Origin of the sequence: Streptomyces sp. NPDC057616 (genome assembly GCF_042800575.1) — a bacterium.
Classification (GTDB): Bacteria; Actinomycetota; Actinomycetes; order Streptomycetales; family Streptomycetaceae; genus Streptomyces.
The window spans coordinates 107,498-133,329 of record NZ_JBHVGU010000011.1 but is presented as its reverse complement, the minus strand read 5'-3'; the positions used below and the strand labels follow the sequence as shown (position 1 = coordinate 133,329).

At 73.0% G+C, this 25,832-nt stretch carries 25 protein-coding genes and 1 pseudogene; 13 read left to right on the top strand and 13 right to left on the bottom strand.

The features are described from left to right. Positions 1-70 precede the first annotated feature (70 nt). Positions 71-904: an inositol monophosphatase family protein gene (locus ACFU97_RS16100; RefSeq protein ID WP_384256274.1), complete on the bottom strand. Its 834-nt coding sequence runs from the start codon at positions 902-904 to the stop codon at positions 71-73. Between the two features lie 269 nt (positions 905-1,173). Between ACFU97_RS16100 and narJ the strand changes: the two genes are divergently transcribed. Beyond that, complete coding sequence (narJ, locus tag ACFU97_RS16095; protein ID WP_384256271.1) at positions 1,174-1,695, top strand: nitrate reductase molybdenum cofactor assembly chaperone; 522 nt, start codon at positions 1,174-1,176, stop codon at positions 1,693-1,695. A 19-nt stretch (positions 1,696-1,714) separates the two neighbouring features. Here narJ and ACFU97_RS16090 read toward each other — a convergent pair whose 3' ends face one another. Together ACFU97_RS16090 and ACFU97_RS16085 are read right to left on the bottom strand one after the other, a co-directional pair. After that, complete coding sequence (locus ACFU97_RS16090) at positions 1,715-2,089, bottom strand: DUF952 domain-containing protein (protein ID WP_384256269.1); 375 nt, start codon at positions 2,087-2,089, stop codon at positions 1,715-1,717. Positions 2,090-2,146: 57 nt separating this feature from the next. Beyond that, complete coding sequence (locus ACFU97_RS16085; RefSeq protein ID WP_384256266.1) at positions 2,147-3,304, bottom strand: sugar ABC transporter substrate-binding protein; 1,158 nt, start codon at positions 3,302-3,304, stop codon at positions 2,147-2,149. Positions 3,305-3,566: 262 nt separating this feature from the next. On the opposite strand from ACFU97_RS16085, the pseudogene ACFU97_RS16080 reads away from it, so the two are divergent. Then, positions 3,567-4,628, top strand: a pseudogene (locus tag ACFU97_RS16080) (chitinase); the annotation flags it as partial. Between the two features lie 210 nt (positions 4,629-4,838). Continuing rightward, on the top strand, positions 4,839-5,717 hold the full coding sequence (locus ACFU97_RS16075) for a hypothetical protein (RefSeq protein ID WP_384256264.1): 879 nt from the start codon (positions 4,839-4,841) through the stop codon (positions 5,715-5,717). 31 nt (positions 5,718-5,748) lie between these two features. On the opposite strand, the gene ACFU97_RS16070 is transcribed toward ACFU97_RS16075, so the two are convergent. Together ACFU97_RS16070 and ACFU97_RS16065 are read right to left on the bottom strand one after the other, a co-directional pair. Continuing rightward, positions 5,749-7,827, bottom strand: coding sequence for a YncE family protein (locus ACFU97_RS16070; RefSeq protein ID WP_384256261.1), 2,079 nt, complete (start codon positions 7,825-7,827; stop codon positions 5,749-5,751). A 64-nt stretch (positions 7,828-7,891) separates the two neighbouring features. Then, positions 7,892-8,296, bottom strand: a complete 405-nt coding sequence (locus ACFU97_RS16065; RefSeq protein ID WP_384256259.1) for a luciferase family protein — start codon at positions 8,294-8,296, stop codon at positions 7,892-7,894. Positions 8,297-8,506: 210 nt separating this feature from the next. Between ACFU97_RS16065 and ACFU97_RS16060 the strand changes: the two genes are divergently transcribed. Then, positions 8,507-8,875, top strand: coding sequence for a DUF6479 family protein (locus ACFU97_RS16060; RefSeq protein ID WP_384256257.1), 369 nt, complete (start codon positions 8,507-8,509; stop codon positions 8,873-8,875). 12 nt (positions 8,876-8,887) lie between these two features. On the opposite strand, the gene ACFU97_RS16055 is transcribed toward ACFU97_RS16060, so the two are convergent. Beyond that, entirely contained in the window at positions 8,888-9,598 is a 711-nt protein-coding gene (locus ACFU97_RS16055) for a DUF6445 family protein (protein ID WP_384256254.1), read from the bottom strand. A 278-nt stretch (positions 9,599-9,876) separates the two neighbouring features. On the opposite strand from ACFU97_RS16055, the gene ACFU97_RS16050 reads away from it, so the two are divergent. Then, positions 9,877-10,623 (top strand): DUF4142 domain-containing protein, encoded by a 747-nt coding sequence (locus tag ACFU97_RS16050; protein ID WP_384256252.1) that lies wholly within the window; start codon positions 9,877-9,879, stop codon positions 10,621-10,623. A 262-nt stretch (positions 10,624-10,885) separates the two neighbouring features. Further along, on the top strand, positions 10,886-11,806 hold the full coding sequence (locus tag ACFU97_RS16045; protein WP_384256250.1) for an LAETG motif-containing sortase-dependent surface protein: 921 nt from the start codon (positions 10,886-10,888) through the stop codon (positions 11,804-11,806). 69 nt (positions 11,807-11,875) lie between these two features. On the opposite strand, the gene ACFU97_RS16040 is transcribed toward ACFU97_RS16045, so the two are convergent. Both ACFU97_RS16040 and thrS read right to left on the bottom strand, forming a co-directional pair. Beyond that, entirely contained in the window at positions 11,876-12,841 is a 966-nt protein-coding gene (locus tag ACFU97_RS16040; RefSeq protein ID WP_384256247.1) for a nucleoside hydrolase, read from the bottom strand. A 44-nt stretch (positions 12,842-12,885) separates the two neighbouring features. Beyond that, positions 12,886-14,160 carry a threonine--tRNA ligase gene (gene thrS / locus ACFU97_RS16035; protein WP_384256244.1) on the bottom strand — a complete coding sequence of 425 codons (1,275 nt, stop codon included), beginning with the start codon at positions 14,158-14,160 and terminating at the stop codon, positions 12,886-12,888. Positions 14,161-14,444: 284 nt separating this feature from the next. On the opposite strand from thrS, the gene ACFU97_RS16030 reads away from it, so the two are divergent. Then, positions 14,445-15,218, top strand: coding sequence for a hypothetical protein (locus tag ACFU97_RS16030; protein WP_384256242.1), 774 nt, complete (start codon positions 14,445-14,447; stop codon positions 15,216-15,218). A gap of 30 nt (positions 15,219-15,248) precedes the next feature. Here the strand turns inward: ACFU97_RS16030 and ACFU97_RS16025 are convergent, their stop codons facing one another. Continuing rightward, the gene (locus ACFU97_RS16025) at positions 15,249-15,536 is read right to left on the bottom strand and encodes a ribosomal protein L7/L12 (protein ID WP_384256239.1); all 288 of its coding nucleotides are present in this window, start codon (positions 15,534-15,536) and stop codon (positions 15,249-15,251) included. A gap of 22 nt (positions 15,537-15,558) precedes the next feature. Then, positions 15,559-16,902, bottom strand: coding sequence for a helix-turn-helix domain-containing protein (locus tag ACFU97_RS16020; protein WP_384256237.1), 1,344 nt, complete (start codon positions 16,900-16,902; stop codon positions 15,559-15,561). A gap of 97 nt (positions 16,903-16,999) precedes the next feature. Between ACFU97_RS16020 and ACFU97_RS16015 the strand changes: the two genes are divergently transcribed. Further along, positions 17,000-17,152: a hypothetical protein gene (locus tag ACFU97_RS16015; protein WP_384256234.1), complete on the top strand. Its 153-nt coding sequence runs from the start codon at positions 17,000-17,002 to the stop codon at positions 17,150-17,152. Between the two features lie 55 nt (positions 17,153-17,207). Further along, positions 17,208-18,443, top strand: a complete 1,236-nt coding sequence (locus tag ACFU97_RS16010) for an amidohydrolase (protein WP_384256232.1) — start codon at positions 17,208-17,210, stop codon at positions 18,441-18,443. On the opposite strand, the gene ACFU97_RS16005 is transcribed toward ACFU97_RS16010, so the two are convergent. Beyond that, a complete protein-coding gene (locus ACFU97_RS16005) occupies positions 18,440-19,585 on the bottom strand; it encodes a hypothetical protein (RefSeq protein WP_384256230.1) in 1,146 nt (381 codons plus the stop codon). The genes ACFU97_RS16010 and ACFU97_RS16005 overlap by 4 nt on opposite strands. 68 nt (positions 19,586-19,653) lie before the next feature. Continuing rightward, positions 19,654-20,808 (bottom strand): PP2C family protein-serine/threonine phosphatase, encoded by a 1,155-nt coding sequence (locus tag ACFU97_RS16000; protein ID WP_384256227.1) that lies wholly within the window; start codon positions 20,806-20,808, stop codon positions 19,654-19,656. Between the two features lie 117 nt (positions 20,809-20,925). On the opposite strand from ACFU97_RS16000, the gene ACFU97_RS15995 reads away from it, so the two are divergent. Both ACFU97_RS15995 and ACFU97_RS15990 read left to right on the top strand, forming a co-directional pair. Continuing rightward, entirely contained in the window at positions 20,926-21,393 is a 468-nt protein-coding gene (locus ACFU97_RS15995; RefSeq protein ID WP_384256225.1) for a hypothetical protein, read from the top strand. A gap of 79 nt (positions 21,394-21,472) precedes the next feature. After that, positions 21,473-22,387 carry a hypothetical protein gene (locus ACFU97_RS15990; RefSeq protein ID WP_384256223.1) on the top strand — a complete coding sequence of 305 codons (915 nt, stop codon included), beginning with the start codon at positions 21,473-21,475 and terminating at the stop codon, positions 22,385-22,387. A gap of 19 nt (positions 22,388-22,406) precedes the next feature. Here the strand turns inward: ACFU97_RS15990 and ACFU97_RS15985 are convergent, their stop codons facing one another. Next, positions 22,407-23,741, bottom strand: coding sequence for a PLP-dependent aminotransferase family protein (locus ACFU97_RS15985; RefSeq protein ID WP_384256220.1), 1,335 nt, complete (start codon positions 23,739-23,741; stop codon positions 22,407-22,409). A gap of 77 nt (positions 23,742-23,818) precedes the next feature. Between ACFU97_RS15985 and ACFU97_RS15980 the strand changes: the two genes are divergently transcribed. Both ACFU97_RS15980 and ACFU97_RS15975 read left to right on the top strand, forming a co-directional pair. Next, complete coding sequence (locus ACFU97_RS15980; RefSeq protein ID WP_384256218.1) at positions 23,819-24,607, top strand: alpha/beta fold hydrolase; 789 nt, start codon at positions 23,819-23,821, stop codon at positions 24,605-24,607. Between the two features lie 35 nt (positions 24,608-24,642). Continuing rightward, positions 24,643-25,641 carry an endonuclease/exonuclease/phosphatase family protein gene (locus tag ACFU97_RS15975; protein ID WP_384256215.1) on the top strand — a complete coding sequence of 333 codons (999 nt, stop codon included), beginning with the start codon at positions 24,643-24,645 and terminating at the stop codon, positions 25,639-25,641. Positions 25,642-25,832: the final 191 nt, after the last annotated feature.

The window sequence follows — 25,832 nt, the reverse complement described above, 5'->3', positions numbered from 1 at the left end:
GTCACCGGTCACCCGTCACCGTCATCGGTCACTAGTCACCAGTCACCAGTCACCAGTCACCAGTCACCAGTCACCGAGCCCGGTGCGACCTCCCCCGCGAGCGGTTCCACAGGGCCGCCGCCTCCTCCGCCGCGCCCGGAGCCGCCAGGAGCAACGGGTCGTTGTAGGCGGGGAGTTCGGGGAAAGCGACGGCTCCTGCCTCCTGGGCGATGAGCAGGGCCGGGAGGCCGTCGACGTGGTGGAAGCCGCCGATCGCCGCGGCGGTGGCGCGGCCCGCCGCGACCTGGACCAGGGACAGGGCCGTGGAGCCCATCACGCGGACCGTGCAGTGGCGGTCCGCGAGCTCGGCCAGGAGCGTGTCCATCCCCGTCCAGTGGGCGTGGGCCGCCCACTCGGTCATGAATACGTGGCCCGTGAGGGTGGTGTGGTCCGCCGCGCGGACGGGGGCGCCGTCGAGGAACGCTCCCCCGCCGCGGACGGCCGTGAACGTCTCGCCCCGCCACGGGTCGGCGACCAGGCCGAGCAGCGGGGTGCCGTCGGCCGCCGCGAGACCCAGGGAGAAGGAGCACCAGCCGATGCCGTGGGCGTAGTTGGTCGTGCCGTCGACCGGGTCGATCACCCAGTGCGGGGCGCCCGGGGCGCCCTCCGTCCCGCCGTACTCCTCGCCCACGATCCCGTGCCCGGGAAAGGCGCGGCCGAGCGTCTCGCGGACGTGCGCCTCCACGGCCTCGTCCGTGTCGGTCACGATGTCCGCGGGGCCGTCCTTCTCCCGCACGTCGGTCGCGGTGGCGGGGGAGCGCGGACGCCGGATCGCCTCCGCCGCCCAGGCCGCGAGCCCGGTGGCGACCTCCAGCGCCCGTTCCAGGTCCACGTCCAGGTTCGGGTTCGCGTCATGCTCCGGCACTGCGTCTCACCGCACCCTTCCGCGTCGTGGCCGTACGCCGTGATCGTGTCAGGCCCAGGTGAACAGTCGCCGCCGAACGCGCGGGCTACGGCGCCGGGTCGAGCGGATCGTCGACCACACCGGCCTGCCGTTGCCCTGCTGCGTCATGACAAAGGCCAAGAAAATCTCCGTATAGAGATGATCAACCACGCGTAGTCATGCGGCTCCCCTGTGTCACCCACGCCCGAGGCTGGCAGCACCGGAATCGGCAGGCGTAGGGAGTGGATGCGGTGGGACGGCGCGGAGCCCTGGGGCCGGTGGATCAGCACCGGGCCGTTCATCAGGCGGCGTCCCTGCTGCTGAGCTATCCCGATCAGCGCTGGCCCGCCCACCGTGCCCTGGTGCTGGAGTCGATCGGCGGGCTGTCCGGCACGGCGACCGAGTCGCTGCGGCGGTTCTGCCGCCGTACCGCCGACGTCCCGCTGCTCGACCTCGCGGCGCAGTACGTCACCACCTTCGACCGCAGCCGCCGGCGCACCCTGCACCTGACCCGCTACACCGCCGCCGACCCCGCCGCGCTCAAGGCCCGCTACCGGCAGTACGGCTGGGAGCCGGCCGGCGGTGAACCGCCCGACCACCTCCCGGCCGTCCTGGAGTTCGCGGCACGCTGCCCGGCCGCGGGCCGCGCCGTGCTGCACGAGCACCGCGGTGCCCTCGCCCTGCTCGCCGCGGACCTCGCCGCCGAGGGCAGCCCCTATCTCGACGTGATCCGCGCGGTGCGGGCCACCCTCGACGAAGGAGCCCTCCGCTGACGCCGCACCGGCGGTGGAGTCAGCCGCCGTCCCGCTCGTCCTCGCCGAGCCCCGTCGCCACGCCCTCCGCGTCCCAGTCGACCACCAGTACGCGCTCCACGGCCGCGCGGTCGAGCGGGCCGAACACGTGCGGGAACAGGGTGCCTTCGGGCACTCCCGGCGGGGGTGCGGGGGCCGCCGCCTCCCAGACGCAGGGCGCGGTGAGCCGGGCCTCGTCGATCAGCAGGGCGAGCAGCGGCCGGGGCGCGTCGCGGTAGAAGGCGTTGACGACGGCGAGGGTGGTCGCCTCGTCGGGGGAGCAGTGGACGAACCCCTCCTCGGCGAGGGACGCGGGGGCGTACGGCTGCCCGGCGGCCGCGGACCACTCGGCGGCCGGCACGACGTGATAGATCATGCCCCGGAAAATAGCCGAGGCGCGGCGGACGGGCCGGACCGGCCGCCCGCCGTGGCCCTAGTCGAGACCGATCGCCGCGCAGTCGGCGGCGTACTTCGCGGTGCAGATGTCCTTCACGGTGTAGACGCCGTCCTTGATCACCGTGGCCTTGATGTTGTCCTTGGTGAGCGCCACCACGGGGACCAGTTGCGCGGGGATCGACTTCTCGGTGGGGCTGTCGACCGAGTCCTGGGCCAGCGCGTCGAACTCGATCGACTTGCCCTGCACCTTGGCCACCGCCATGTCCGCGGCGCCGGTCGCCTCCAGCAGGAACGACTTGTACACGGTCATCCGCTGCTCGCCCGCGACGATCCGCTGCACCGCCGCGAGATCCGCGTCCTGCCCGGTCACGGGCGGCATCTTGTGCACGCCCGCCTCCTTCATCGCGTCGATGACGGCGCCCGCCATGCCGTCGTTGGCGGAGTAGACGGCGGCGATGTTGTCCAGCCCGACGGACCGGATCGCCTTCTGCATGTTCGCCTTGGCGACCTGGGGCAGCCACTCCTTGGTGTAGTACGACTTGGCGACGATCACGCGGCCCTTCAGCTCGCTGATCGCGCCCTCGTGGAAGCGGGCCGTGTTGGGGTCGGCGAGCGAGCCGTTGACCATCACGATCTTGCTGGTGCCGGCCTTGTCGCCGAGCGCGTCGACGATCGCGCGTCCCTGCACCTCACCGACGAGCTCGTTGTCGTGCGAGACGTAGCCGTCGATGGGGCCCTCGGCGAGCCGGTCGTAGGCGATGACCGGGATGCCGGCGTCCTTGGCCTTCTGCACCTGGGGCGCGATGGCCTTGGAGTCCACCGCGTCCACCAGGATCACGTCCGCCCCGGCGGAGATCATCTGCCCGAACTGCCGGCTCTGCGTGGCCGCGCTGGACCCGGCGTTGGCGTAGCGGACCTTGCCCTTGCCGTGGGTCAGGGAGGCGACCCGCTTCGTGATGAGGGGACGGTCGAACTTCTCGAAACGTGCCGTGTCCGTGTCCGGCAGCAGGAGCCCCACCGTGATGTCGTCGCCCTTCTCGGGGCTCGCGGAGCTCCCGCTCCCACCGACGCTGTCGATGGCGCCGCAGCCGGCGAGCAGCAGCGCCGACGCGGAGGCGATCAGGGGTATGGCGCGACGTCGCACGCCGGTTCTGCGGGGGGTGTGAATCTTCACGTGCTGGTGCCTTCCGGGCATGGGGGGAGCGGGCCACGGGTGAAACGAAGAGCCAACGGGCCCGTGGAGAGCACGTCAAGACATCCGGTTGTCCTCCCCCGAACCCCCTACGGAATCTCCCCATCCGGCGGGTGCGGCTCGCCCCGCGACGACCTTATGTCCCCTTTCCCGCTCCTGATGCACGGTCAGGGAACTGTAAAGAACCTTGACAGTGAATTGGTCTAGGCCAAAGATGGGCGGCGCTCGTCCCACCCCCCTTCCTCCGGCCTCTGTGGGAGCGTCAATGAGACGACCTCGTACGGCACTTCGCGCGTTGCTCTCCTGTGTCACCGTCACCGGCCTGTCCGCCGCGCTGGTCGCCCTCGGCGGAGGTGGGGCGCTCGCCGCGGACGCGGCCCCGGCCTCCCACCGGGCGCACCCCATGCCCGACCACGTGGCGGCGCCCTACTTCGAGGCCTGGACGGGCGAGAGCCCGGCCGCCCTCGCCGCCGCCTCCGGCAACAAGTACCTGACCATGGCGTTCCTGCAGACCGACGCACCCGGGTCGTGCACCGCCTACTGGAACGGCGACAAGACCCTGCCGATCGCCGAGTCGGCCTTCGGCAAGGACATCGCGAAGATCCAGGCCCGCGGCGGCAACGTCATCCCGTCCTTCGGCGGTTACTCCGCGGACACCACCAGCACCGAGCTCGCCGACAGCTGTACCAGCGTCGACGCCATCGCCAAGGTCTACGAGAGCCTGGTGACGACGTACGGGATCTCGCGGATCGACCTGGACATCGAGGCCGACTCCATCAACAACGCCGCCGGGATCGACCGGCGCAACAAGGCCATCGTCAAGGTGCAGCGCTGGGCCCAGCGCACCGGCCGGCACGTGCAGTTCTCGTACACCCTGCCCACCACGACCACCGGGCTCGCCCCGAACGGCGTGGCGCTGCTGCAGAACGCCGTCGACAACGGCGCGCGCGTGGACGTCGTGAACATCATGACCTTCGACTACTGGGACGGCGCCACACACGACATGGCCGCCGACACACAGACGGCGGCCGCCGGGCTCGAGGCACAGCTCGCCGCGCTGTACCCGAAGCAGCGGCCGGAGAGGCTCTGGCGCATGATCGGCGTCACCGAGATGCCCGGCATCGACGACTTCGGCCCCCAGGAGACCTTCACCACCCAGGACGCCGTGAAGGTCCAGAAGTGGGCCCGGGAGCGGGGCATCGACACCCTGTCGTTCTGGGCGCTCCAGCGCGACAACGGCGGCTGCGTCGGGACCGCCGGGGCCAACTCCTGCTCCGGGATCGCCCAGGACACCTGGTACTTCAGCCACACCTTCGCGCCGTTCACCCGCCGCTGACCCGCCGATGACCGTGAGCAACGCCACGGTCCCGTTCGTCACCCGGCAGCCCGGCCCTGACCAGGAGGTTCGTGGGCCGGGCACGCCGTGTGCAGAGAACCCGCGCAGGAGCACCACACAGGGCTCACACAGTCTTTCGAAACCGCCGTTACCGTTCTGGCCGTTCGACCTTGCCCGTGCGACCGTCAGGAAAACAGCGGAATGGACTACTGCTCCTCGTGCCGCCGGCACCTCAACGGCGCCCTGGTGTGCCCCGGTTGCGGTGCCTACGCCCCGGACATCGCACCGGTGCCCCACCACCGCGACGGCTTCGACGGCTTCGACGCCTTCGCCGCGAAGCGGCCGTCCCGGCCGGAGCCGCAGCCGTTCGAGCCCTTCGAGGAGACCCCGGCCGCCGAGGCCGTCCTCCCCTCGGGCGACGGCCGGGCGGCACGGCGCCGGCAGCGGGCGCGCTGGAAGAAGAGCCGGCGCAAGGCCGTGCTCGCGACCACCGTCGCGCTCGTCGGCGGCGGGCTGGCCCTGTCCACGATGGAGCAGGGCTCCGGCCACAAGGCCGAGGCCGCCACGGTCCCGGACCTCACCAGCACGGGCAACCAGGACCTGCCGGCGCAGCAGTACGCCGAGCCGACCGTCACCCGGCCGGGCACCGGCAAGCACCGCAAGCCGTCGGCCACGGACGGCGGGTCCGCCGCGGGCGCGCAGCAGCAGCGGTCCACCGCCACGCCGGACGCGCCCCACACCGCGTCGGAGCGCACGCAGCCCTACTCGGCGCCGCACACGACGACACAGCAGCGGACCACGGCCCCCACGACGACCGGCTCGGCGTCCGGCACCTCGGGCTCGTCGGCCGGCTCGGACAGCACGACGCCGGCGCCGTCCGCCACCACGGGCAGCGGCTCGTCCACGTCCGGCTCGTCCACGTCCGGCTCGTCCTCGGCGGGCTCGTCGTCGTCCGGCTCGTCCTCGACGGGCACGTCCGGCTCGAACTCCTCCGGCTCGAACGCGTCGCAGCCGAGCACCCCACCCGCGGCGACGTCGCCGTCCTCGGTGTGCGTGCTCGGGCTGCTCTGCCTGAGCTGACCGGGCGGGGCCGACCGGCCCCGCACCGCGGTCAGTTCGAGAAGTACAGGTACTTCCAGGACCCGTACGTCGTCGTGTTGACGTTGTCGCCCGACGAGTTGTTGATGTACGACACGCGCACCCGGGCCTTGAGGCCGGACTGGCCGGGTGCGCCCAGGTTCACCGCGCACTTGCCGTTCGAGGCGAGCTTGAAGTACTGCGGGCTGCCGTCGGTGGTGTACCACTTGCCCTGGTAGTAGACCTGCATGTCGACGCGCTCCTTGCGGCCCGGGTAGTACGACATGGTCGTGGTGATCACCGGGGCGCTGTTCTTGTGGAACCAGTAGTACGTCGTCGAGCCGATCTTGGCCTTCTTGTAGTACTTCGACACCACGGTGGAGTTCTTCACCTTGGCGTAGCCCGTGGACTTCACCGTCCGCGGCTTGTAGCGGGCGTCGCCCTTGAAGACCGCGGTGACGTCGGTGTCGCGGGTCATGTCGACGGTCGCGGAGATGTTGCCGCTGGAGTTGACCGTGCCCGACTTGATCAGCTTGTTGGGCTTGTCGCTGCCGTAGGGGTTGGCCCAGATCTCGACCGTGCGGTTCTTGTACGTCGTGCCCAGGTGCGCGGTGAACTTCACGTCGGTGCCGTACGCGTACACCTTGCCGTTGTTGTTCAGGCTCAGCGAGGTCGAGGCGCGGGAGACGTCGACCTTGTCGGCGGCGGTGACCGCCGAGTGCTGGGCGTCGCCCGCGTAGGCCACCTTGTAGGTGACCGTGCCGCCGGCGGGCGGGGTGTCGGAGAAGGAGTACGCGCCGTCCACCCCGACGGTCACGGCGGGCAGCGCCTTGCCGCCCGGGGACTCCAGGTCGGTGCGGGTGACCTGGAGCTTCACGCCGGCCGGCAGCGCGACCGACGCGGTCAGCTTGCCGCTGACGGTGAGCTTCTTGGCGCGGGTCGCGGTCGAGGGGGCGTTGACCGTGAGGACCGGGTTGTTGAGCTCGCCGCCGGTGAGGGCCCTGAGGCTGTAGCCGCCGCTCTCGACGTCCGTGCCGACCAGCGCGAAGATCCGCGAGTCGTCCGGCGCCCAGGCGAGGTCGGCCGTGCGGCCGGTGCCCTGGTCGTAGGTGTGCTGCGGCAGGGTGGCGTTGGGCCGGTACGTGAGGATCTTGGTGCCGTTGACCTGGGCGACCAGGCCGTTGGACGCGACGTCCGCGAGCTGGCCGTTCGGGTACGAGCCCGCCGCCTTGAACGAGCCGCCCGCATAGGCGTCCCGGTCCTTGCCGTTGACGAGCACCTGCGTGCCGCCGGGCACCAGGTCGATGTCGCCGATGCCGTCGTTCAGCGAGTAGTCGCCGTTGTGCCAGGCGACCTGCACGGGCTTGTCGCCGGAGACGTCGAGCACGGCCATCGAGTCCGTGGACAGGCCGGTCTCGCCGACGGCGAGGATGCCCGGCTGCGAGGGGTCGGTGTCCAGCAGGGCCTGACCCCAGACCCGGGAGGGGAACTGCCCCAGCGCCACCGGGTCGGTGCCGCTCGCCGGGTCCACCGCCGGGTCGACCGAGCCGATGTCGCCGTCCCACTGGTCGCCGTAGGAGAACCACACCTTGCCGCCGGTGAAGGCGACATGGCGCGGGCCGTAGTTGGTGGAGACGGTGTAGCGGGCCTTGACGTCGAGCGTGCTCGCGTCGATCGCCCAGATCTCGTGGATCTCCGGCGCGGCCGCGTACACCGTGGCCCCGTCGTCCGACACCGCGAGGTCGCTGACGCCGGTGACGCCCCCCAGCGAACCGAGGACGGCGCCCGAGTAGTCGGTGACCGCGACGGTGCCGGCGGAGCTGTCGCCGACGAAGACCCGCTGCAGGGCGCCGTCCACCACGAGGCCGCCGGGCGAGGTGACATGGGCCGTGGCCGCCGAGGCGGTGCCGGCCGCGCCGAGGCTCAGAGCGGCCGAGCCGAGAAGGACCGCGAGCGCCGTCGCGGTCGAGATGCTGCGCCTACGCACAGTGCTGTAACCCCCACAAGGAAACCCGGCGTCGGCCGGGTAGACGAGTGCGCCGCGCGGCACCCGGACGCGACCGCCGACGGCGGTGGCGCGCGGGGCGCGGCTGCTGGGAGCAGCGTATGACATGCCTGTGACAGTTGAGGAGAGGATTTCGGGTGTGGGGAGATGCTGAGCAGGCGCCTGCCCGGCGTCAGCTCCCGTGGCCCCCGTGGTCCTCGCCGCGTTCGAGCACCGTCACCCGGTGGAAGTTGCAGACGGCCGCGGCCGGTCCGGCGGGCAGCGGGCCGCTCTGATGCGCCTTGAGGGCGACGCTGACCAGGCTGAGCAGCAGGTCGACGTCGGCCTCGCAGTCGAGGTGGACGGTGACCCAACGCGAGCCCGGCACCAGGCGGATGGCGGTCGACTCCGCGAAGTCGTAGTGCAGGCGCTGGATCGCGTGCGCGGTCAGATGCAGGTCCACGTCCCGGTCGGAGTGGAAGTGCACGATCTCGTCCCGCGCGGAGCGCAGCGCCGGACCCGTGCCGCAGCCGGCCTCGCACGGGCTGAGGTCGGGCCACTCCGCCAGCTGGTTCATGGCTCTCTGGGCCGGTGTCATGGCCCCATGGTGCGGCGCTCACCGAGCGGACACCAGGGATTGCGGCATCCGTAACCCGTAGGAGACGTTGCCCTTCCCGGCCTCTCGACACAGACCGGACCAGAATGTTCCGTACCCGACGATATACCCCTCACCGGCCTGACGCACCCGGTCTGACCTGCGACAACCCCCAGGACTCCCCAAACGGGCCCGTTGCGCGATAATTGGGACATGAGTACCGCGACGTTTGTTGTGGCGGCCACGTCGAGCGACGTACTCAACGTGGTTGCCGCCTTTGTGGGTGGCCTGATCATCGTCGGCGCGCTCGTGTGGGCCGTGCGGATGGGTATGGGTCAGATGGATCGCGAGTCCCCGCGGCCCAAGGCGGAGGAGCAGCCCCACCTTCCCGACGGCGGAGCCGTCAGGGAGTCGCGCGAGATGCGGGAACCGGACGAGGTACCGGTCACGCACGACGGGGAGCGGCTGACGCCCTACGAAATCCACTCCACCCGTACGAAGACGGGAAAGGATCAGCACCGCAAGCGCTGGGTGCCCGGCTCCAGCGGCTCCTTCGGCAGCGGCGGCGCGGGGCGCATCTGACCCCTCGGCGTCTCACGCCATCCAGAAGAAGACCGCCGTCATGCGCTTGTCCTCCAGCGTGCTGCCGGAGTAACCCGTCGCGCTGTGCACGATGTTGGCGTTGTACAGGAGCAGCCGGTTGTACCGGTGCGGGACGCGCACGTCCTCCTCGAAGGCGTCCGGCGCGACGAAGCGCGTGCCGAGCGCCTCGACGAGGTTGGTGTGCGGCGCCTGGACGACGTTGCCGCCGAGCCGGCCGCCGGGCAGCGACTGGCGGTAGAAGGCGGTCCCGCAGTCCTTGGGGACCCCGGGGTTGAGGTACAGCACCGCCGCGTACCGGCACAGTGCGCGCGAGTCGGTGTGCGGGCGCGGCTCGCTCTCACCCTCGCCGACCACCTGCACGCAGTTGTGGTTGAGCGTGCCGCCGCCGGGGGCCTGCTGCACCCACAGGTCCTTCGCGCCGGTCGCCTTCTTCACCACCCGTTCCACGCGGGCGAGTTCGCCGGGCTCCAGACCCGGCATGGTGCGCAGTCCCGGCCAGGTCTCCGAGGTGTACGGGTAGCCCTTGACCCAGTCGTCCTTGGCCAGACAGCGCTCCCGTACGGCGTCCACGTCCGGCAGGACGTCGTCGACGACCCAGTAGTCGCGGCCCTTGGTGGGCTTGCGGTAGGGCAGGACGGGAAGCGCGGCGGGAGCGGCCCGCCCCCGGCCGGGCCGGGGGGAGTGGGGGAGCTGTGGGGGCATGGGCCGAATCTAGGTCCGGGCCACGTTTTGACTCTCCCTCGTCCCTGTCTCGTCTCTCCCGGGAAACGGTCAACATTTCGTCAACCGCCGCGAGGGAAGGAGCGGTTGCGGGCGCGGGCGCGGGGACGCGGCGGGAGACCTGCCTCACACCCCGGGGTTTTTACCAAATCAAAAGGTTCCGCGCGGCCACCGATCCGTACTCCTCTCCGTCCGAGCCCGCCCCATCCCGGCGGGTCCCCGACCGGGCAGGAGGCACGGTGCGCTTTTCGCGGAATGCGATGGGAACTCTCTTCGTGGGCGGTGCCCTCAGCGTGACACTGGCCGCGCTCGCGTATCCCGCGATGCTCGGAGTCAACACCACGTCGAGCTCGGGTTCGCGGGTCATCGCGCAGACCCAGTGGGGACCGCTGACGGAGCAGGACCGGGACTTCGTGGTCAAGGTGCGCGCGGCCGGCCTGTGGGAGTACCCGGTCGGCCAGATGGGCCTGAAGAAGGGGCAGAGCAAGGCGGTCCTCATCGCGAGCAAGCACCTGATCGACGGACACGCGGCGCTGGACGCCAGCTGCCGCAAGATCAGCACGATGCTCAACATCACGATCCCGAACCTGGCGAGCCCGCAGCAGCAGGGCTTCGTGAACACGCTCGCCGCGGACCAGGGCAAGCAGTTCGACACGGACTTCGCCAACATCCTCCGGGTGACGCACGGTTCGATCTTCAACGCGATCGCCAAGATCCGCTCGCAGACCAAGAACACCGTGGTGCGGGCGCTCGCCGACCAGGCCAACGCGACCGTGCTGGACCACATCACGGTCATGGAGCAGACCGGGCTGGTCAACTTCGACCAGGTGCTTTTCCAGGAGACGACGCCGCCGAAGCTGCCCGCCAAGGACCTGACCCCGCCGCCGCCGGCCGGCGGTCAGCCGCAGGTCGTGCTCACCCCGCCGGTCGACAGCACCACCCGGCCGCCGGTGCTGCCGGGCGAGCCGTCCGGCCAGGCGGCCAGCCCGACCCCGACGGTGGGCTGAGACCGGAGCGCAGGACGAGGGCGGCCCGCGCGAGCGGAGCCGCCCTTTCCGTATGTCGCGAAATTGTGATGCATCATTGAACTACCCACGCGTCACCGCAGGTTGACAGCGTTCGGCCGCGAGATCCACGATGTGATCGCACTGGGGCTCATGTGACCAATGAGCCCGGTGTTTCTCAGACCATTCACCCCGGTACGGCCGGCTGCCGCATGCTGCCCTGCGCCGCCGTCCGGGTCAGCACATGCCGAAGTGGGGATCACGCATGTCCATAGCGAGACGTGTCACCGTGCGCCGCGTCCTCGGGACGGGCGCCGCGTCGCTCGCCCTGTGCGCCGCCACCGTCGCCGCCGCCTCCGGCGCCTGGGCCCACGACGGCCACGGCGGTGACGGCTGGAAGCACGGCGGCCACTACGCGCCCGGCACCGGCGCGGGCACCAAGACGGAGTCGGACCGCTGCGAGTTCTCGCTGGACGGCACCGCCTTCTACGACTCGGTCAAGGTCGACGACCAGAACCTGAAGCCGACCGACGACGGCAAGATCCACATCAAGGTCCGTGCGGCGGGCGACGCGACGACCTGCACGGCCTCGCTCGCCTCCTACCTCGCCCACGGCTCGTCCTTCGCCACCTCCGGCGAGCAGGTCTTCGTCGACTTCGACTCGGTGACGGTCAAGCAGGGCGAGACGGGCTCCCTCGACATCGCCGTGCCGGACGCGGGCTGCTTCGCGCAGATCGACCTCTACCGCGGGGCCGTGAAGTTCGACGGCAAGCTCGGCACACAGGACGGCTTCGACCACGGCGACCTGCCCAAGGGCCCCGACCACCCGGTCATCAAGGACAAGCTGATCGCGTCCTGGAACGGCGGCACGAAGGACTGCACGACGACGGAGGAGTCGCAGCCGCCGGCCACGCCGACGCCGTCCGCGCCGGAGTCGGGCCGGCCCTCGACGCCGGCCGAGGAGACCACCCCGCCCGCGAGCGGTACGCCCTCCACCGCGGCGCCCACCCCGTCCGCCTCCGAGTCGACGTCGCAGGCCGCGCCCACGCCCAACGGCGGTGGCGGCGACCTCGCGGAGACCGGCGGCGGCAGCGGCTCCGGCATCGTCGCGGGTGGTGCCGCGGCGCTCCTCGCGGCCGGTGCGGCCCTCGTCGTCGTGACCAGGCGCCGCCGTACGGCCCGCTGAACCACCTACTGACCACTCCCGATACGAACGCCCCGGAGACCCCCGCTCCGGGGCGTTCGTGCTGTCCGGCTACCGCTCGACCGTGTCCAGGTACAGCTTCACGAACCGGTCCACGTCCACGTCCAACGCCACGTCCACGAGCGCCTGTTCACGGGCACCCTCGTGGATCTCGGACTCCCCCGGGCGCGGTCGGCGGTCGACGACGGTCTGGCCGCGGGAGGGGCCGGGGACGAGGGAGACCTCGACCGGCAGCAGCCGGGTGGTGACGCCCGCCGGGTCGACGACCGTGCACACCGCGCCCGCGTCGCCGAGGCCGCCGGCCTCCTCCGCCTCGGGCGCCTCGCCCGGGTGGGCCGGGCGGTGGGCGAGGAGTTCGCCGGCCAGCCGGGTGCCGGGCTCCGTGGCCGCACGCAGCCGGTGCACATCGGCGCTGGGGACGACGACCTGGGTGAAGACGTCCAGGCCGTACATCGTGATCGGCACGCCCGCGGTGAGCAGGACGGCGGCCGCCTCCGGGTCGTGCCAGACGTTGAACTCGGCGACGGCGGTGGCGTTTCCGGTGGCCACGGCACCGCCCATGAAGACGATCCGCTCGATGCCCCGCACCACGTCCGGATGCGTGCGCAGGAGCAGCGCGATGTTCGTCAGCGGCGCGGTGGGCACCAGCGTGACCGGGCGCGGGGAGGCGAGGATCTCGCGGCGCAGCAGCGTGACCGCGTCCACGTCGGCGGCGGTGCGGGCGGGCGCGGGCAGGCCGAGGTCGCCCATGCCGTCGGAGCCGTGCACGTGCCGCGCCGAGCGCGCGGGTTCCAGCAGCGGGCGCTCGGCGCCCCGGCCGACCGGGATGTCGGGGGCACCGGCCTGCTCCAGCACGGTCAGCGTGTTGCGGACGACGCCGTCGACGTCCGTGTTCCCGGCGACGCAGGTGACGGCCCGCAGGTCGATCCCGGGGTGGCGTACGGCGAACAACAGGGCGAGGGCGTCGTCGACGCCGGTGTCGCAGTCGATGATCACCGGAATGGGCTGACCGGTCACGGCCGCGCTCCTGTCTGTGAGATCCGAGAGCTGTGCGTCCGACCCTATGCAGCCGCCCACAGCTCGCCGTGCCGGGCCCGCGCGCACGCGCCGGCCCGCTCCAGCAGATCCTCCACCGCGACGGCCCCCGGGCGCCTCCCGTCGCGCAGCCGTACCGCCGCCAGGTCGCCGCCGGCCTCCTTCTCCCCGATCACGGCCTGGTACGGCACGAGGCGCGCCGCCCGGATGCGCGCGCCGAGACTGCCCTCACCAGGGCCTGCGTACTCCGCCCGCAGACCGGCGGCGACGGCCCGCCGGACGACGTCGAGGGCCTGCTCCTCCTGGGCCTCGGACACCGGCAGCACCACCAGCTGCACGGGGGCGAGCCACACCGGGAAGGCGCCGCCGTGCACCTCGATCAGCTGGGCCACGGCGCGCTCCACGCTGCCGATGATGCTGCGGTGCACCATGACCGGGCGGTGCTTGGAGCCGTCGGGTCCGATGTAGTGCAGGTCGAAGCGCTCGGGCTGGTGGAAGTCGATCTGGACGGTGGAGAGGGTGGACTCCCGGCCCGCGGCGTCGGCGATCTGGACGTCGATCTTGGGTCCGTAGAAGGCGGCCTCGCCCGCCACCGCCTCGTAGGGGACGCCCGCGCCCGCCAGCACTTCCTCCAGCAGGCCGGTGGCCCGCTGCCACAGCTCCGGGTCGGCGACGTACTTGCCGCCCTCGCCCGGCAGGGACAGCCGGTGGCGTACGGCGCGGATGCCGAGGTCGGCGTAGGCGCGGGCGATCAGCTCCAGGGCCGCGCGGGCCTCGTCGACCGCCTGCTCCAGGGTGCAGAAGATATGGGCGTCGTTGAGCTGGATGGACCGTACGCGGGTCAGCCCGCCGAGCACGCCGGACGGCTCGGAGCGGTACATGCCGCCCAACTCGGCGATCCGCAGCGGGAGTTCCCGGTAGCTGTGGGAGCGCGACCGGTAGATGAGGGCGTGGTGCGGGCACAGGCTGGGCCGCAGCACCACCTCCTCGCCGCCCAGCTCCATCGGCGGGAACATGTCGTCGCTGTAGTGGTCCCAGTGCCCCGAGATCTCGTACAGCTCGCGTTTGCCGATGACCGGCGAGTACACGTGCCGGTAACCGGCCGCGCGTTCCTGCTCGCGGATGTAATCCTCCAGCACATGGCGCACGAGCGCGCCGTCGGGCAGCCAGTACGGCAGCCCCGCGCCCATCAGCGGATCGGTGCCGAACAGGTCGAGTTCACGGCCGAGCCTGCGGTGGTCGTACATGGTCTCTCTCCTCCGGGTGACGGACGAGCGACCGACGACGAAGCCCCGGGCCACTCGCCCGGGGCTTGGGACATCCAGTCCACAACTCAGCGCGCCGGGTGACTCTCCGGCGTCGTCGTGGACAACGAGTGGGCGCGCTTCATGAGCGGACGGTAGCGCGGGGGCGGGGGCGGGTGCGAGGGGTTTTCCCGACGCCGCGCGGGGGCCCCGACCTGGCCCGACGGAGGTGACCGCGGCCGTGCCCGCCGTAACCCGGACGGCCCGGAGCGCTGGTCGGGAGGGGTGCGGGGTGGTCCCTTGGAGACGTCACCGATCTTGGAGTGGGCTGGAGGTCCCCGATGATCCGCATTCCGTCCCGTGTCGTCGTCGCCTCCGTGCTGTCCCTGGGGGTCCTGGGGACAGCGAGCGCCTGCGGTGTCGGCGCGCAGCTGAAGGCCCAGGCGCCCGCCGCGCCGTCGCACAGCGCCCGGCCGTCGCCGGCCGCGTCGCCGTCGCCCGTGCCGCTGACCGAGGCGCAGGCGCGGGCCGCGCTGGTGACCGAGGGCGACCTGGGGGAACCCTGGGCCGCCACGCAGGGGGCCGCGACCTGGCGGGACGGGGTGCTCAAGGCGACCGCCGAGGCACCGGACTGCCGGCGGCTGCTCGACGCGCTCTACACCGACGACCTGTTCGGGACGGAGGGCGGGACCCGGGCGGTGACCGGGCTCGACGACGCCATGGACCAGGCACAGCTGCGCTACCAGGTGCTGACGCCGGACCCCGCGGACGTCGACCGGACCCTCGCCTGGCTGGGGTCGCTCCCCCGGACCTGCGCCAGGTTCACGGCGACGACCGACCACGGCGCCCGTGAGGGGGTCCTGGTCGGCGCGGCCGAGCTGCCGGACGTCGGGGACGCGCGGCAGGGCCTGCGGGTGACGTTCACCGGCGAGACGGGCGACGGCGAGCAGACGATGCTCACGCTGGACGTGGCGGTGGTCCGGGTCGGGGACGCCACGATCGCCCTCACGCACGGCGGTCCGGGCTTCGTGTCGTCCGAGGCCACGAAGGCGTTCGTGCAGGTGGGTGTGGCGCGACTGGCCGACGTCAGGAAGCAGGCGCGGCTGCGTGTGTGACGGTGCCGCGCTTCCCGGGGGTTCGGCGGCTCAGTCGGCCCCGTCGAGCTTGTCCACGGCCTCCTTGGCCTCCCTCAGGCCCGCGCCCGTCGCCTCCCGGTACACCTTGATCGCCTCGATCTTCCGGCCGTCGCGCAGCAGGGAGCCCACCTCGTCCGCCCAAGGCTCCGGCTCGCTGAGCCCCAAGTGGTCGAGGATCAGGTCGAGTTTGTGCTCCACGCGCGCGACGCGCTTGTCCTGACGGGAGATCCGGTTCTCGATGCTGCCGATGCCGAACAGCACGAGCAGGATGATCAGAGTGAGCCCCACTGTGTCCATGACAGGATCGTAGGCGGGCCGGTCACAGCGGCGGCTGCGCGGGCGCCGGTCCCAGGGTGGTGGTGCCCGGGGCCGTACGGTGGCCGAGGCCCGTCCGGTACGCGTCCAGCGCCGCCTCCACGCGGCCCGTGCGGCGCAGCAGATCGCCGAGCAGCCGGCACAGGTCGGCCAGGTCGCCCGCGGCGCCCGCCCGCTCCAGCAGGCTCAGCGCACGGACGTAGTGCTCCTCCGCCGCGTCCGTGTCGCGGGCGTCGTCGGCGATGATGCCGAGCAGGCGGTGGGCGGCGGCGGAGTGCAGTGCGCCGCGTTCGGAGCTGAGGTCGCTCAGCACGTCGTGCAGCAGGGCCGCGGCCTCGGCGGACTTGCCGCGCCGGTGCAGCACGTCGGCGAGCTCCACCGCGACCTGGCTGCTGTAGAGGGCGGCGCGCTTGGCGGAGAGCATGTCGAGGGCCTGGCGCAACTCGGCCTCCGCGCGCCCCAGTTCGCCGTTCTGGGCGCAGACGTAGCCCCGCATCCAGTGGCAGTTGGCGAGTTCGGTGCGGATCTGCAGCGTGCGGTAGAGCTCCGCCGCCTTGGCGAGCGAGGCGTCGGCCTCGGCGATCCGGCCCTCGGCGAGCAGCGTGCGGGCGACCGAGCGGTGCATCCGGGCGACGAGCGCGGGGTCCCCGGACTGCGGCGCGAGGGCGAGCGCGAACTCGGCGGCCTGGGCGGCGCGGGCATGGGCGCCCATGTCCATGTAGGGGCCGATGGCGCTGGCGTAGAGCAGCAGCAGGGCGTCCGGGTCGTGCAGTCCGCCGCGGTTGAGCTCGTCGAGGGTGGACTCCAGCAGGTAGACGGCGTACCGGAGTTCCCCCGCCAGATAGTGCGAGACGGCACGGCCGCGCAGCGCGGGCACCCGGGCCGGCAGCGGTACGTCGGCGAGCACCTGCTCGGACCGCTCGAAGTACCCACGGGCGACGGACAGTTCACCGGTGTCCAGGGCGCACTCGCCCAGGCCCAGCAGCGCGACGGCCGCCACGTCGGACAGCTCGTGCCCCTCGGCCTCGGCGAGCAGGGCCGCGTACTGCTCCGCGGCCTGCTCCGCCTCCCCGGAGGCGAGGGTGCGCTGCGCCTCGGTCAGCCGCAGCCGCAGGTCGGTGGCGAGGTGCGCCGGACGTCCGGTGACCAGTTCCTCGTAGGCGATCCCGAGGCGTTCGGCGATGTGCCGGAGCGCGCCGTCGGAGGGCCGCACCCGGCCGGCCTCCAGGGTGGAGATGTAGGCGGGGGTGTAGGCGGGCTCGGCCAGCTGTTTCTGCGTCAGACCGCGCTCGGTCCGCAGCTGCTGGACTCTGCGGCCGATGGTCACCGGATCGTCACGTTCCGACACGCCAACTCCCCCTGTGCCTCTTGCTGTTGCCCCACGAATGCCCCTAGGTTAAACGGCGTCTTAAGCGCGTTTAATACAACGCTGTTGAGAGGTTGCCGTGCTCCGACACATCTCCGAGCGTTATGCCCGAGGTTTCGGTGCCGCCCTGATCGCAGTGGCCGCCCTGGTCCTGGCCGCCAACGCGGGCCCGGCGCGGGCGGCGGACACCGGACAGGTCGGTCAGGTGCAGCAAGTCCATCACGCCGGCTAGCGCGGCGGGCGGGCTTCCAGGGCTTTCGTACAGCCGCCGCGGTTACCCTGCCCCGGTGACCTCTCCCGCCGCCCGCACCGCGCTGGACCTCACCGCCCAGCTCCCCGTCGCCGACCTCACGGACTTCTACCGGGATCTGCACCGCCATCCCGAACTCTCCCTCCAGGAGCACCGCACGGCCGCCAAACTCGCCGGGCGCCTGGCCAAGGCGGGCTTCGAGACCACCGAGGGCGTCGGCGGCACGGGCGTCGTCGGACTGCTGCGCAACGGCGACGGCCCGACCGTGCTGCTGCGCGCCGACATGGACGCGCTGCCGGTCGTGGAGGAGACCGGGCTGCCGTACGCCTCCGAGGTGCCCGGGGTGATGCACGCCTGCGGGCACGACCTGCACGTGACCTGGCTGGCCGGCGCGGCCGGGGCGCTGGCCGCCGGCCGGGACGCCTGGTCGGGCACCCTGCTCGTGATCGGCCAGCCCGCCGAGGAGACCGGCCGGGGCGCGCTGGCGATGGTCGAGGACGGCCTCTACGAGCGCTTCGCCCGCCCCGACGTCCTGCTCGGCCAGCACGCTGGGCCCGGCCCGGTCGGCTTCTACGCCCACTCGCCGGGCCTGATCCTGTCGGCCTCCACGGACCTCGACATCGTCGTCCACGGGCGCGGCGGGCACGGCTCCCGGCCGGAGACGACCGTCGACCCCGTCGTCACGGCCGCCTACCTGGTGACCCGGCTGCAGACCGTGGTCTCGCGGGAGATCGCCGCCCGCGAGTCCGCCGTGCTGACCGTCGGCCGGATCGAGGCGGGCACCCGGCACAACATCATTCCGCCCGAGGCCCGTATCTCCCTCAACCTGCGCACCCAGTCCGACGAGGTGCGCGAGAGGATGATCGCGGCGATCCGGCGCATCGCGGCGGGCGAGGCACTCGCCGCCGGCTGCCCGCGCGAGCCGGACGTGACGGTGGGCGCGGCCTTCCCGGTGACCACGAACGACGCGGACACCGACCGCCGGACCGCCGCCGTCCACGAGGAGGTGCTCGGCGCCGGGACCGTGCTGGACTTCGGCCCCGTGATGGGCAGCGAGGACTTCCCCCACCTGGCGCTGGGCGAGATCCCGTACTCCTACTGGTTCGTGACGACCACCCCGGCCGACGTCTGGGACGCGGCTCCCGGCGCGGACCTGATGGAGAAGTTCCTCGCCGTCCCCAGCAACCACAGCCCGCACTTCGCCCCCGACCTCGCGACGATCACACCCGGCGTACGGACCCTGGTCTCGGCCGCGCTGGCGCACCTCGGCTAGGGCTGGGCCTGCAACTGCCGCAGCTGGCGCCGGACATGGTCCAGCGCGCCCTCGCGGCTGCCCGGCACCCGGGAGCGCAGGTCGGCGAGCGAGGCGCCGAGCTCTCGTGCCACCACCGCGTCGCGCACCTGCCCCCACTGGTGGTGCGCCCGGTCCACGGCCGCCTCCACGGCCGGCGCGTCCGCCGGCTGCCCCGCCGCCAGCCGTGCGGCGGCCACCCCCAGCCACGTCCGGCAGCTGCGCACCGGGTCCCCGGCGAACATCGCCAGATCCGCCCGGACCTCGGCCCAGTGCAGGGCCTGTTCGGACCCGCCCCCGTGAGCGTCGACCGCCGCCCGCTCGTGGCGCGCGGCGAGGGCGTCGGCGTCCAGGTGCCGCCCGGCCGCGACGGCGGCGGAGATGGCGGCGTGCGGGTCACCGGCATCACCCGGCCCGTCCGTCGTTTGAGGACGAGGCCCCTCGGGCCGATACGGGGGGCTGGGGGCGGAGCCCCCAGGGACACCGGCCACCCCGCCACCCGAGGCCAGCACGACATCCGCGTACCCCTCGACCCCCACCCGCGCCAACGCCTGCTCATGCAACTGCGAAACCGGCGGCCGCCACCCGCTGCGCAGAATGGTCGCCACCGCCTTCATGTACGCCGGCACCGCCACCGCCCGCCGCGACGGCGGAGGGGGCGCGATCCGGCCGTAGACGGCGGTGTTGCGCCCGCAGTCGAGCGGGCGGGTCCGCAGCCGTTCCCATGTCTCCGCGTCGGCGTGCAGATCGAGGACGAGCGTCGTGGATCCGGGCGCCCGCAGCCGGAGTTCCTCCCGGACCCAGTGCCAGGGCAGGGCGGTGTAGCGCACCGTCGAGGGCGTCGTACGGGCGAGCGCGAGGTGCGGCAGCCGCTGGCGCCGGTCGAGTTGCAGCTGCCCGGTGACGAAGAGGGTCAGCGGCCCGGGGGCCGCCGCGGCGGCGCGCAGCCGGGTCAGCACGGCCTGCGGCTCCAGCGGGTCGGCGAGTTCGACGACGTTCGCGGTGTCCGTGCCGGACAGGACGCCGGGCGCGACGGCCGCGAGGACGGGGAGCACGGACGCCGCGTCCACCAGACACCCCTTGCCCGCCGGGGAAGCGGCGAGCAACAGCACGGTCCCGGGCATCGTTCCCTCCCCATCCCCCGTCGATCACGTACGGCAAACCGTAACCGCTGCGGCTGCAAAGGTGGGCCTCAGGACGGCGAACGCCGCACGGCGAAGACCGTGGTGTCGTCGGCGAGGCGGTTGCCGCAGTGCCGCAGCGTGCCGTCCCGCACGAGGGTCACCAGCCGCTGGGGCTCCGCGAGTTGCGGATCGGCGGCGACGGCTCGGGCGACGTCGTCGGCGAGCGGGTAGAACGCCCCCTCGCGGTCCCGCGCCTCGGTCACGCCGTCGGTGGTGAGCAGCAGGGTCTCGCCGGGTGCGAGGGCGATCCGGCGCGCGTGCGGGCGGCCGTCCGCGAGGTCGCCGAGGCCCAGCGGAAGACCGTCGCCGGGCGGCAGGGACCGTACGCCTGCGGGACCGACGAGCAGCGGGGGGTCGTGCCCGAACAGCACCACGTCCACCACGCCCGGGTCGTCGTCGGGGAAGTCGAGCAGCACCGCGGTGGCGAAGCGGTCGCCGTCGCGGCGGCCGAGTGCGGCGGTGTGCCTGCGGTGGCGGACCATCCGCACCTCCAGGCGCTCGGCGACGGTCGCGAGATCCGCCTCGTGGTAGCCGGCCTCGCGGAACGTGCCGAGCAGCGCGGCCGCCGCCTCGACCGCGCCGAGGCCCTTGCCCTGCACGTCGCCGAGGAGGACGCGGGGGCCGTGCGGGCCGGGCTGGATGTCGTAGAAGTCGCCGCCGACGCGGGCCTCGCTGTCGGCGGCGAGGTAGACGGCCGCGTGCTCGAGGCCGCTCCAGCCGGGCGGCAGGGGGCGCAGCACGGTGCGGCGGGTGGTCTCGGCGACGTCCCGCATGTGCAGCAAGCGCAGCTCGCCGCGCACCCGCACCGCGCAGGCGAGGACGGCCAGCACGCCGCCGAGGACGACCAGGATGAAGTCGGGCAGTCCGGTCTGGTACTGGTGCGGCCAGGCATGATCGCCGAGCACATAGGTGACCAGGGCCAGCAACGCGAAGCCGGTCGTGCCCCACACCCCGCAGAGCGCGGCGGCGATGGCGGGCACGAGCACGAGCCAGGAGATGATCCGGAACTCGCCGGTGGTGTTGAAGTCGGCGACCGTGATGCCCACCAGCAGCAGCGCGGGCGGCACCCAGGCGACGCTGTGCCCCCTCACCCGCAGCGGCTGATGGCTCTGCAGCGCGTCGAGGCGCCCGGCCCGCGGCAGCCGGTCGAGCACCTTCGTCATGCGCCCCAGCGAAACATGTCCCATTCCCTGGCGCATCCGGGCTGCCGGCCGACTTGCCAGGGCCTTCCCGCAGGTGTGCTCTGGTAGTCGGGGGCGAGGAGAGAGAGGAGTGCTCTCATGGCTCAAGCGGCACCGACGTCCGGCGGCATGATGGGGCGGGTCAGGGCGAACCGGGCGGCACGTCCCACCCGGACACCCGATCTGTTCGACGAGCGGGTCCACACCGTGGGCCGGTACGGGATCCCCGTCGTCCTGGGACTCGTCTACGGCTTCTGGGCGGCGGCCAACCGGCGCGGCGGCGGCGAGATCACCGGCTGGAACATCCTGTTCGGCTTCGTCACCGCGGCCGCGTTCATCGTGCTGTGCATCGCCGTCGCGACGTTCGCACCGCTGCTGAAGCGGGAGTTGCACTCGCTGGTGAAGTCCGCCTTCGCCGGCGCCGCGATCGGCTTCCTCTACAGCCAGACCGGCGAGTCGATCTACCGGTCGGTGGCGGTGGGCGTGATCGTCACGGCGGCCGTCTTCCTGGTGTTCTTCTACCGCTTCTACACACGCGAGGACGCCGTGGGCAACCGCGTGCGCTGACCGTCACGGGCGGTGCGCGGGTCACCCGTTCGGAGCCGCAGCGCTCGCGCTCGGCGCCCCCGGGCCGTTGCCTTGAGGGGTGGCCCCACGTCCTGCTCGCCTGCGGAGCGCCCTGTCGGCGGCACTGATCGCCCTCGCCTGTCTGCTCGCCCCGTGCGGCGCGCTGGCGGCCTGGGCGGCGTACGACCTCGCCGACACGGGGCGCTACGTCACGACCATGGCACCGCTGGCCGCCGATCCGGCCGTGCGGAACGCCATCGCGGACACCGTGGGCGCCGGGATCATGGACGAGGTGGACGCACACGTGGACGTGCGTCCGCTGCGGGGCGCCGTGCGCCCCTACGTGCACGACGCGGTCCACTCCTTCACCCGCACCGAGGCCTTCCGTCTGGCCTGGGACGCGGCGAACCGTGCCGTGCACGACGCCGTGCTGCGCGCCCTGCACGACGAGAGCGAGCACGACGTCACGGTGGACCTCGCACCCGTCACCGCCCAGGTCAAGCGCCAACTGGCCGTGGACCACGTCCCGTTCGCGAACCGCATCCCGGTCGAGCACACCGAGGTGTCGGTTCTGCCGGTCCAGGAACTGGACCGGCTCCGGAAAGGATTCCACGTGCTGGAAGTCGCCGGTTTCTGGCTGCCCGTCACCGCCGTCGTCCTCGCCGTCGCCGGGATCGCCGTCGCCACCTGCCGCCGCCGCGCCGTCACCGCGACCGCGCTCGGCACGGCGCTGGGCGGCGCGCTGCTCGCCCTCGCCGTGATGATCGGCCGCCGCCTCACCCTGGCCGACCTGCCCGAGGAGGCCCATCAGCCGGCCGCGGGCGCGGTCTACGACGCCCTGACCGCCACCCTGCGCGAGGCCTCCTGGCTCCTGGTCGCCCTGGGCCTGACGGTCGCCCTGGCGACCTGGCTGACCACGCGCCTGCGCCGCCCGCGAGAACCCTCGCAGCCCGCACCGGAACCGGCCGAGCGGCCGACCAGGGTCCGCATCTGAAGCCGGCCTCCGCTCCGGCTCACCCGCCGCCGCGGACGTCCCGCGCCACGGCGGCGAGCGTCTCCAGCGCCCGCTCCAGGTCCGCGAACGCGGCCGACGCCAGCCCGAGGCGGACCGCGTTCGGGGTGCGGCCCGGGTCGACGCAGAAGGCGGGACCCGGTGTGACGGCGATGCCGTGGGCGGCCGCCGCGGCGGTGAAGGTGTCCGCGCGCCAGGGGGCGGGCAGCTCCCACCAGGCGAAGCAGGCGCGCGGATCGGAGCGCACGGCGAAGCCGCCGAGGTGCCCGGCGACCAGCCGTTGCCGGCGCGCCGCCTCCTCACGCTTCGCCGCGACCAGCCGCGCCACGGTCCCGTCCTCGATCCACCGCACCCCCGCCTCCAGCGCGAACCGCCCCGCGCTCCACCCGCCCGACCGCACCGCGTCCGCGACGGCCCGCACCCGGTGCTCGGGTACGGCGAGGAAACCGGCCGTGAGCCCGGGCGCGACCCGCTTGGAGAGGCCGTCGACGACATGGGTGAGGCCGGGCGCGTAGGCGGCCAGGGGGTCGGCCGGCTCCGCCAGGAAGGACCAGATGCGGTCCTCCACCACGGGCATGTCCAAGTCGGCGACGACGGCGGCGAGTTGGCGCCGCCGTTCCGGACCCGTCGTCACGGACGTGGGGTTGTGCAGCGTCGGCTGGAGGTAGAGCGCGGACAGCGGGGCGGTGCGGTGCGCGGCCGCGACCGCCTCCGGCCGCAGGCCCTCCGGGTCCGTGGCCAGCGGCACCAGCCGGATGCCCAGCCGGGCCGCGATCTCCTTGACCAGCGGATACGTCAGCTCCTCGACCCCGACGCGGCCGCCGGGCCGGACCAGGGAGGCGAGGGCGGCGGCGATCGCCTGGCGGGCGTTGCCGGTGAAGAGCAGCCGGCCGGGGTCCGGGCGCCAGCCGGGCGTGGCGAGCAGACCGGCCACCGCCTCGCGGGCCGCCGCGGTGCCGTCGGCGGGCCCCGGGCGCAGGGCCTCGGCGAGCACGTCCGGGCGCAGCAGCGGGGCCAGGGCGGGCGCCAGCAGCTCCGACTGACCGGGCACGGAAGGGTAGTTGAGCTCCAGGTTCACCAGCGCCGCGGTGGCCGGCTCCACGAGCGCCCGCCCCGCCGGACCCTCCGCCGCGGCCCGCACGAAGGTGCCGCGGCCGACCTCGCCGACGACCAGCCCCCGCCGCACCAGTTCGCCGTACGCCCGCTCCGCCGTGGAGGCTGCGATCCCGTGCCGCCGGGCGAACCGCCGCTGCGCGGGCAGCCGTTCGCCCGGCCGCAGCCGTCCGGCCGCGATGTCGTCCGCTATCCGGTCGGCGATCCGCCGGTACGCGTCCATGAGCCCCCCTGCCCGTATTGCACCGAGGGCAAAGATATTATTGCACCGAGGAGTTGGGGCATCCTAGGGTCGACCCCATGGCACCCTTCCTGGCATACGAGGACAAAGGACAGGATTTTGCACGGCTCCCCCTCGTCCTCGTCCACGGCCATCCCTTCGACCGCACCATGTGGGCACCGCAGCTGGACGCCTTCCGCGCCGAGCGCCGCGTCATCGCCCCCGACCTGCGCGGCTACGGCGCCTCCCCGGCGGCCCCCGAGGTCACCCGCTTCGAGGAGTTCGCCCAGGACGTCGCCGCCCTGCTGGACGACCTGGAGGTGGACGGCTGCGTGCTCGCGGGCCTGTCCATGGGCGGCCAGATCGCGATGGACCTCGTCCGCCAGTTCCCGCACCGCGTCCGCGGACTCGTCCTCGCCGACACCTTCCCCGCACCCGAGACCCCGGAGGGCGTCCGCGCCCGCCACGCCATGGCGGACCGGCTGCTGCGCGAGGGCATGCGCGGATACGCCGACGAGGTTCTGGACAGGATGGTCGCTCCGTACGCCGCCGAGCAGGTCAAGTCCCACGTCCACGCGATGATGACGGCCACCCGCCCCGAGTCCGCCGCGGCGGCCCTGCGGGCCCGGGCCGCACGGCCCGACTACCGCCCCCTGCTGCCCCGGGTCACCGTCCCGGCCCTGGTGGTCGTGGGCGCGGACGACACCTACACCCCGGTCTCCGACGCCGAGGCCATGCACGCGGCCCTGCCCGACTCGGTCCTCCACGTCGTCGAACGCACGGCCCACATGCCGAACCTGGAGAGCCCCGGGGAGTTCAACGGCGTCCTCGGGAAGTTCCTGGCGCGAGTCGACCCGGCTGGGGGATGATTCGGGCATCTCTCTCGCGAGCGGAAGGCCGGGACGTGGACACTGCCACTGCCGAGTGGACCGCCCCGAGCGAGGACGAACCCGTACGGCATCCCGGCCGGCGCCTCGCCGCCTGGTGCGCCGGTCTGCTGCTCGCCGCCGTCGGCGTGGTCGTCGGCTGCCGCGCCGCCGACACGGACGGCATCACCCCGGTCCCCCAGTTCCTCGCCTTCCTGCCGTGGCTCCTCGTGCCCGCCGCACTGGCGCTGCTGCTCACGCTGCTGGCCCGCTGGCGGCTCGGCATGGTGTGGGCGCTCGCCGTCCTGGGGCTCCTGGCCTGGTTCATCGAGCCGTACGGCAGGACGGACGACGCCGGTGGCACGCCGGTCGCCGAGTTCAAGGTGCTGACCTCGAACGTCGAGTTCGGGCGCGGCACCGACTCACTCGTGCCGGAGATCCGGCGGCACCGGCCGGACATCGTGTTCGTCGAGGAGTGCGAGTACGGCTGCCAGGCCACGTTGCTGCGGGAGTTCGGGACCACGTATCCCTACCGCCGGGCCGTCGCGGCCGAGGGGTCCAAGGGGTCGATCGTCCTCAGCCGCTTTCCGCTCAGGGCCACCGCCGGGGTACGCGGCACCATGGGGATGCCGGGGGCCGTCGCCGATGTGCGGGGGCACGAGGTGCGGCTCCAACTCGCTCACCCGATGCCGCCGCTGCCGGGACAGGTCGGCCTCTGGCGCCGGGAGCTCGGGCGGCTGCGGGACACGGCCGCCGCCACGCGCACCCCGCTCGTGCTGGCCGGCGACTTCAACTCCTCCCAGGACCACGCCGCCTTCCGCCGCATCCTCGACACGGGGCTGAACGACGCCGCCGCGCTCACCGGGCACGACCGCACGCCGAGCTGGCCCGCCCGGCTGACCCCGACGTTCGGCGCGCAGATCGACCACGTTCTGGTCTCCCGGGACTTCTCCGCGAGCAGCACGCGCTTCCTGCGGCTCGCGGACACCGACCATCGCGCCCTGCTCGTCGACCTCACCCTTCACCAGGGCGGATGACCCGGCTCGGACCGGAGCCGGGCGCTCATGACGAGCGCATGTCCCGCGAGTTCCCCGTCGGCCGGCCATGGCGTTCCCACACCGAGCCGGACTCCGCGAGGCCGGACAGGCCGGTGGGGGGGGTAGCCGGTGGGGGGGGGGGGACGAGCAGGGGGGTGGGGGGGGGGGGGCAGGGGGCGGAGGTAGAAAGC

What these genes read in the sequence shown, in the direction of transcription:
- ACFU97_RS16085 (WP_384256266.1), bottom strand. Translation starts at nt 3,304, where the DNA reads ATGCCCGGAAGGCACCAGCACGTGAAGATTCACACCCCCCGCAGAACC.
- ACFU97_RS16075 (WP_384256264.1), top strand. Translation starts at nt 4,839, where the DNA reads ATGGACTACTGCTCCTCGTGCCGCCGGCACCTCAACGGCGCCCTGGTG.
- ACFU97_RS15980 (WP_384256218.1), top strand. Translation starts at nt 23,819, where the DNA reads ATGGCACCCTTCCTGGCATACGAGGACAAAGGACAGGATTTTGCACGG.
- ACFU97_RS16090 (WP_384256269.1), bottom strand. Translation starts at nt 2,089, where the DNA reads ATGATCTATCACGTCGTGCCGGCCGCCGAGTGGTCCGCGGCCGCCGGG.
- ACFU97_RS15985 (WP_384256220.1), bottom strand. Translation starts at nt 23,741, where the DNA reads ATGGACGCGTACCGGCGGATCGCCGACCGGATAGCGGACGACATCGCG.
- ACFU97_RS16050 (WP_384256252.1), top strand. Translation starts at nt 9,877, where the DNA reads ATGGGAACTCTCTTCGTGGGCGGTGCCCTCAGCGTGACACTGGCCGCG.
- ACFU97_RS16025 (WP_384256239.1), bottom strand. Translation starts at nt 15,536, where the DNA reads ATGGACACAGTGGGGCTCACTCTGATCATCCTGCTCGTGCTGTTCGGC.
- ACFU97_RS16000 (WP_384256227.1), bottom strand. Translation starts at nt 20,808, where the DNA reads ATGACGAAGGTGCTCGACCGGCTGCCGCGGGCCGGGCGCCTCGACGCG.
- ACFU97_RS16005 (WP_384256230.1), bottom strand. Translation starts at nt 19,585, where the DNA reads ATGCCCGGGACCGTGCTGTTGCTCGCCGCTTCCCCGGCGGGCAAGGGG.
- ACFU97_RS16030 (WP_384256242.1), top strand. Translation starts at nt 14,445, where the DNA reads ATGATCCGCATTCCGTCCCGTGTCGTCGTCGCCTCCGTGCTGTCCCTG.
- ACFU97_RS16060 (WP_384256257.1), top strand. Translation starts at nt 8,507, where the DNA reads ATGAGTACCGCGACGTTTGTTGTGGCGGCCACGTCGAGCGACGTACTC.
- ACFU97_RS16045 (WP_384256250.1), top strand. Translation starts at nt 10,886, where the DNA reads ATGTCCATAGCGAGACGTGTCACCGTGCGCCGCGTCCTCGGGACGGGC.
- ACFU97_RS16055 (WP_384256254.1), bottom strand. Translation starts at nt 9,598, where the DNA reads ATGCCCCCACAGCTCCCCCACTCCCCCCGGCCCGGCCGGGGGCGGGCC.
- ACFU97_RS16070 (WP_384256261.1), bottom strand. Translation starts at nt 7,827, where the DNA reads ATGTCATACGCTGCTCCCAGCAGCCGCGCCCCGCGCGCCACCGCCGTC.
- ACFU97_RS15995 (WP_384256225.1), top strand. Translation starts at nt 20,926, where the DNA reads ATGGCTCAAGCGGCACCGACGTCCGGCGGCATGATGGGGCGGGTCAGG.
- ACFU97_RS16065 (WP_384256259.1), bottom strand. Translation starts at nt 8,296, where the DNA reads ATGACACCGGCCCAGAGAGCCATGAACCAGCTGGCGGAGTGGCCCGAC.